The sequence below is a fragment of the Pseudomonas sp. MWU12-3088 genome (genome assembly GCF_023242405.1).
Taxonomy (GTDB): domain Bacteria; phylum Pseudomonadota; class Gammaproteobacteria; order Pseudomonadales; family Pseudomonadaceae; genus Aquipseudomonas; species Aquipseudomonas kribbensis.
Window position 1 is genome coordinate 1 of record NZ_JALJEA010000023.1, and the last position, 5,282, is coordinate 5,282.

The 5,282-nt window shown below is 58.8% G+C and carries 5 protein-coding genes; 1 reads left to right on the forward strand and 4 read right to left on the reverse strand.

The window, feature by feature from the left end:
* Nucleotides 1-126 precede the first annotated feature (126 nt).
* The 4 genes from M5B98_RS28515 to M5B98_RS28530 all read right to left on the reverse strand — a co-directional run bounded on the left by M5B98_RS28515 (nucleotide 127) and on the right by M5B98_RS28530 (nucleotide 4,189).
* Entirely contained in the window at nucleotides 127-1,866 is a 1,740-nt protein-coding gene (locus M5B98_RS28515; protein WP_248744668.1) for a dipeptidase, read from the reverse strand.
* Between the two features lie 195 nt (nucleotides 1,867-2,061).
* On the reverse strand, nucleotides 2,062-2,700 hold the full coding sequence (locus M5B98_RS28520) for a LysE family translocator (protein WP_248744669.1): 639 nt from the start codon (nucleotides 2,698-2,700) through the stop codon (nucleotides 2,062-2,064).
* Between the two features lies 1 nt (nucleotide 2,701).
* Complete coding sequence (locus tag M5B98_RS28525) at nucleotides 2,702-3,472, reverse strand: 2OG-Fe(II) oxygenase (RefSeq protein ID WP_248744670.1); 771 nt, start codon at nucleotides 3,470-3,472, stop codon at nucleotides 2,702-2,704.
* 90 nt (nucleotides 3,473-3,562) lie between these two features.
* Nucleotides 3,563-4,189: an alanyl-tRNA editing protein gene (locus M5B98_RS28530; protein WP_248744671.1), complete on the reverse strand. Its 627-nt coding sequence runs from the start codon at nucleotides 4,187-4,189 to the stop codon at nucleotides 3,563-3,565.
* Nucleotides 4,190-4,279: 90 nt separating this feature from the next.
* Here M5B98_RS28530 and M5B98_RS28535 point away from each other — a divergent pair, with 90 nt between their 5' ends.
* The gene (locus M5B98_RS28535) at nucleotides 4,280-5,275 is read left to right on the forward strand and encodes a LysR family transcriptional regulator (protein ID WP_248744672.1); all 996 of its coding nucleotides are present in this window, start codon (nucleotides 4,280-4,282) and stop codon (nucleotides 5,273-5,275) included.
* Nucleotides 5,276-5,282 lie beyond the last annotated feature (7 nt).

A 5,282-nucleotide genomic window follows, 5' to 3' on the forward strand; every position in this document is an offset into this window, starting at 1 on the left:
TATTCAACAAAAACGCCGCTCAGTGATGAGCGGCGTTTTTGTTTGTGCGTTATTTGTCGTGCAAAAAAAAAGGACCTCACGGTCCTTTTTTTGTGGGCCCGCCACCTTGGCGGGCCAGTGTCGCGATCAAAGCTTCGGCAGTTGCCCGATGCGGCCCATCATTTCAGTAACGATCTGCAGGTCCAGCAGGAACTGGTCAACCGTCTTGAACTCGCCGTCGGTGTGACCGGTGTATTTGACCTCAGGTCGGGCCAGACCGAATTGCACACCGTTGGGCAGTTCATGCACCGAGGTGGCGCCGGCAGAGGTGCCGAACTCGTGTTTCATGCCCAGGTTTTCGGTGGACACGGCCAGCAGTGCCTTGACCCACTCGCCTTCAGGGTTGCGGTACATCGGCTCGGCGATCGAATAATCGAAGTTGACCGCGACGTGGGTTTTCTTGCTCCAGGCCGCCAGTTTGTCGGCGATTTCGGTCTTGAGCACTTCCGGCGACTTGCCCTTCGGCACGCGCAGGTTGACCGCGAGTTTGAAGGTCTTGTCGTCCATCCCGACATAGGTCAGCGAAGTAGTCAGCGGGCCCATGAAGTCATCGGCGAAACCGACGCCCAGCTTGCCACCCTTGTAGTCCAGGCCCCAGTTGTCGGCGGCGTAACGGGCGGCATCGGTGATGTGGTTGTGTTTGAACGCGATCTTGCCATCCACACTGTGGATGAAGTCCAGCATGCGCGCGACCGGGTTGACGCCGGATTCAGGCTCGGAAGAGTGCGCGGAAACGCCGGTAACGCTGAGTTTCACGTCCTTGCCATCGACCTTGGCATTCACTTCGAAATCGCCGCCATGCTGTTTGGCGTATTCGTTACCGGCCTTTTGCAGACTGGCGGCCAGCTCAGCAGGCTTGTCTGTCACCAGAGTGACGAGCGAAACCGATGGAATCTGGTTGGTCGCCATGCCGCCGGTCATCGAGATCAGCTCCGCGCCTTTGCCCTCGGCCTTGCGCTTGGCGAACTTGGCCATGACGGTGCCGTAGCCTTTCTCGGCGATCACCACCGGGTAGCCGCCATCCAGCGCCAGGTTGTACTCGGGCGTCGGGTTGCGTTCGAAGTAGTAAGGAATCGCGTCGCCGGTGGTTTCTTCGGTGGTGTCCACCAGCAGTTTGAAATTGCGGGCCAGCGGCAGCTTTTCTTCCTTGATCACCTTCATGGCATACAGCGTCACCACGATGCCGTTTTTGTCGTCCTCGGTGCCGCGGCCGTACATGCGGTCGCCGATCAGCGTGACCTTGAACGGGTCGAGTTTGGTGCCGTCCTTCAGCACCCAGTTTTCCGGTGTCACTGGCACCACGTCGGCGTGCGCGTGAATGCCCACGACTTCCTTGCCGCTGCCGTCGAGAGAAATTTCGTAGACGCGGTTGTCGATGTTTCGGTATTTCAGGCCGAAGGACTCGGCCAGCTCCTTGATCTTGGCGGCGATCTTGATGAATTCAGGATTCTCGTGCTGGGCAACACCTTCTTTGCGATCGGTCGGGATCTCCACCAGTTCGCGCAGGGTTTCGAGTGCGGCCTTGCCGTATTTCGCCCGGGTGTAGAGACCCAGCAAGCGATAGATCTCGTTTTGCTGCTCAGCCGTCAGTGTCTTGTTGTCGAGAAACGCGCTGATGGAAGGGCGCAGGTCGTCGGTCTTGCTCAGGTCGCTCTTGGCCACTTCGCCGAGGAACTGGCGGAAATCGCTGACCTTGGCATCGCTGAATGTCTTGAGGATGGTCGCGCTTTGCTGCGGTGTGATGTTGGCGTGGGCGGGCAGTGTCACGGACGAAAGACTGGCCAGAATCAGGGTCGATGCGGCCAGTTGCTTGAGTGAAAAATCCATTGCTAAGGGCATTCCTTTGCAGGTGGTAAGTAGGAAGTGTCTGATCGATGCGTCAGACGGTTTCGCAAACTAACACTGCAAGCGAGTGATAGGGGAGCCCCCGAAGTGGGACGCGTCGCACAGAAATGCAAAAGCGGCGCAGAATCGAAAAAGCCCGTCCAATCTGTCTGGAACGGGCTTCTCCGATCAGCGTGTTTACATCGACAACACCAGTCGCCCGGCAAACAGGATCAAAATCACTCCCATGCTGCGCTCGAACCAATGACCCATGCGCATAAACAACAGCCGCACTTTGCTGCTCGAAAAGAACAGCGCAACGATCACGAACCACAAAGCGTTCACGCTGCACATCCACAGTCCGTACAGGGCCTGGATTTCCAGCGGCGTGCTGGCGCTGATGATCGTGGTGAAGATCGCCAGGAAAAACAGCGTGGCCTTGGGGTTGGTGGCGTTGGTCAGGAAACCGGTGGAAAACGCCTTGAACAGCGATTGCTCAACCAGCGGTTCATTGCTGGTCTTTTCGCCTTCCAGCGTTGTCTTGGGTTTGCTGCGGATCAGGCAGATACCGAGGTAGAAAATGTAAGCGCCGCCCACCACCTTGGCCACCGTCAGCAGCCACGGGGTGGTGTGCATCAGAGCGCCGACGCCCAGCAGGGTATACAGCACGTGCACGGAAATCCCTGCGCCGATGCCCAGTGCCGTGCAGATGCCGACCAGTCGACCGAAACGTACGCTCTGGCGAATGGTCACGGCGAAGTCCGGGCCGGGAGCAACCACGGCGAGAAAGTGGATGGTGGCCAGCGCCAGAAACTCGCCCAGGTAATTCGATGTCATTTCAGCTCCAGAAAGTCAGGGGTGATGCATTGCCGCGATAGCCGACAAAAAACGAAAGGCTCAAGCGCGGATCTGCCACGCCCGGCGTTACCGAGTGCATGCGACGCGAATTGAACATGATGAAATCCCCCGGTGCCGGGCGAACTTCGAGGGCTGGCGGGCCGAGCAGTGCCGGGTCGATGCCATAGCTGTCGCCGCGCATTTCGTCGAAGCGGTCCGGTGAAATGTCGTCTTCCCACATCTGCAATGCGCCGCCCTCGGTCGGCATGTTCAGGTAGACGTTGCAGGCGAATTGCGCTTCCAGGCTGCGGGCCTGGAAACTCTCCGGCGCATCCTTGGCGAAGATGTCGTGGTGGGCGAGGAAGCAGACGCCAGGTTTGACCACCCGTGACAGACCGACATACATTTTGCGCCCGTACAGGTTTTCCAGATGCGCGCCTGCCGGCCAGGATTCGTCGAGCATGCAGCGCAGGGTATCGATCGGCGAGGAGTAGGGCGCGCAGCGATTGCGCAGTTCGGCAATGTTGCCGGTGGCGCGTTCGAAGTAATCCTCGATCAGTAGCGGCTGGTTTTCCGCCTCATAGAACGCCATGCCGATACGGCCGATGCTGGGGGCGTTGATGTAACCCTCGAAGCCGGGCTCGAGGATCTTGTCGCCAATCCGGATCGCCTGGTCTTCAGGCAAAAAGCCTTTGACGCGGATGGCGAGGACTTCTTCGTTGGCCAGTTTTTTTATGCACGTCTCATCGAGACGCTCGACGTCAAGCATCATGGTTTCAGGTCCATCTAACGAGTAGTCAACGGAACCGGCGAATGCGGTTCCCCCGGCGTCGGACGCTGCAACCGGCAGCGCCCGAAATCCTCAATCCACGTTGTAGTGGACGGACAGCGTGCCCTTCTTCTGCGAAAGGGACGCGATCGTGACTGTGCCCAGATCCTTCAGGCTGCGTACATGGGTGCCACCGCAGCCGTAGGCTGGCAGTTCACCGAAGCCGATTTCCCGCGCGCCTTCGCGCAGGGACGTCAGGCGGGGCAGGTCGTGTTCGATCCATTGCCCGATGCCGTATTGAACGGTTTGCGCATCGACTTCCTGAGCACAATCCCCAGGCTTGAATTGCACCCGGCCTTCGTCCGGCCAGTGGTGTGCCTTGATCGGCATCCAGCCCAAGGCCTGGACAAAGTGGCCGATCAAATGCCCGGCGGAGTGCATGCGGGTGTTGAAGCGGCGACGCTCTTCATCGATACGGATCTGGGTCATGCCCAGTGGCACCGGCTGGTCGACGAAATGAATGATCCGGTCCGGTTCCTGTACGACACGCAAGACCTGGCTGTCGCCGATCCAGCCCGTATCGCAAGGCTGCCCGCCACCTTGCGGGTGAAACAGAGTGGCGCGCAGCACCACAGCGAATTCGTTCTCGTGGGGCGTGCAGTCGAGGACTTCCACATTGGCCTTGAGGTCATCACTATGGAAAAAGAGGCGAAGCGTCATATTCCATGCCCTTATTAAAGTTTCTTTTTTAATTATATGAATCGTGCAATAACGTGATAATCCGTTCAAACATCAAAGGACTGTTGCGCTGTGAGCATAAATCTTCCTCTGCCGTTGCTCGGTGAAATGGCGATTTTCGTCAAGGTCGTGGAGACCGGCAGCTTCTCCGAGGCCGCTCGTCAATTGGGCTCGTCACCCTCGGCGGTCAGCCGCAGCATTTCTCGGCTGGAAAAGGCACTGGCCACGCGGCTGCTGCAGCGCACCACGCGCAAATTGCGCTTGAGCGATGGCGGGGAAGAAGTGTTCAAGCGCTGTCAGGAGATGGTCAGCGCCGCTCGGTCGGTGATGGAAATCAGCGGTCAGTTCACCCACGAAGCCGAAGGACTGGTGCGGGTCAGTGTGCCGAAAGCGGTCGGACGCTTCGTGATCCATCCGCATATGCCGGAATTTCTACGCCGTTATCCGAAGGTTGATGTGGAGTTGCTGCTGGAGGACCGCCAGGTGGATCTGATCGACGATCATGTTGATCTGGCGATTCGCATCACGGAGCGGCCGCCGGCAGGACTGGTCGGGCGGCAGTTGCTGACCATCGACCATTTGCTCTGCGCGACGCCGCAATACCTGGCCGAACATGGCACGCCGACTCATCCCCATGATTTGCTCAATCACAGCTGCATCTATCTGGGCGAAACCCCGAGTGATGCGCGCTGGAAATTCAAGAAAGGCAGCAAAGCAGTGACGGTCGGCGTGCGTGGTCGGTATGCCGCCAATCACACCGGCGTGCGTCTGGGCGCTGTGTTGCAGCACATTGGTATCGGCAGCCTGCCGTATTTCACGGCTCGCTATGCCCTGGAACAGGGGCTGGTCGTGCAGGTTCTGCCGGACTGGACATTCCTGGCGTCCTACCATGGCGGATTGTGGTTGCTGCATTCGCCAACGCGTTATCTGCCGCCGAAGTTGCGGGTGTTCATCGACTTTCTGGTGGCGTGCCTGGAGAAGGAGCCGACATTGAGCAAACCGGGTAAACCCAACGCTGCAAAGTCGCTGGCCGAGTACGAATTGCCGGAGGGGGAGGGGCTGCTGTAACGGCGGC

Bases quoted from the DNA above. Each gene is read 5' to 3' on its own strand.
- M5B98_RS28515 (WP_248744668.1), bottom strand. From the start codon at position 1,866: ATGGATTTTTCACTCAAGCAACTGGCCGCATCGACCCTGATTCTGGCC.
- M5B98_RS28520 (WP_248744669.1), bottom strand. From the start codon at position 2,700: ATGACATCGAATTACCTGGGCGAGTTTCTGGCGCTGGCCACCATCCAC.
- M5B98_RS28525 (WP_248744670.1), bottom strand. From the start codon at position 3,472: ATGATGCTTGACGTCGAGCGTCTCGATGAGACGTGCATAAAAAAACTG.
- M5B98_RS28530 (WP_248744671.1), bottom strand. From the start codon at position 4,189: ATGACGCTTCGCCTCTTTTTCCATAGTGATGACCTCAAGGCCAATGTG.